The sequence below is a fragment of the Paraburkholderia sp. SIMBA_054 genome (genome assembly GCF_046534875.1).
Taxonomy (GTDB): domain Bacteria; phylum Pseudomonadota; class Gammaproteobacteria; order Burkholderiales; family Burkholderiaceae; genus Paraburkholderia; species Paraburkholderia hospita.
The window spans coordinates 1-306 of the sequence record NZ_JAWRXV010000499.1 but is presented as its reverse complement, the minus strand read 5'-3'; the positions used below and the strand labels follow the sequence as shown (position 1 = coordinate 306).

General features: G+C 54.2%; 1 protein-coding gene. It reads left to right on the top strand.

Annotation, left to right across the window (positions count from 1 at the left end):
* The coding region (locus SB822_RS56070) for a class II aldolase/adducin family protein (RefSeq protein WP_410858975.1) at window positions 1-306 on the top strand (306 nt) is incomplete at both ends.

Below are 306 nucleotides of genomic sequence, written 5' to 3'. Positions count from 1 at the left end.
CGACTCGATTCCGACGCTGTCATGGAGGCCCGTATCGAACTAGCGGCATGCTTTCAACTAGCGGCGCAATACGGTTTTGAAGAGGGAATCTGCAACCATTTCTCGGCGGTCGTGCCCGGACACGACCATCTCTTCTTCGTCAATCCGTATGGCTATGCGTTCTCGGAGATCACTGCATCGCGGCTTCTAATCTGCGATTTCGACGGACATGTGGTGTCGGGTGAAGGAAAGCCCGAAGCAACGGCGTTTTATATTCACGCACGATTGCATCGGTTAAAGCCGCGCGTGAAGGCCGCTTTTCATACG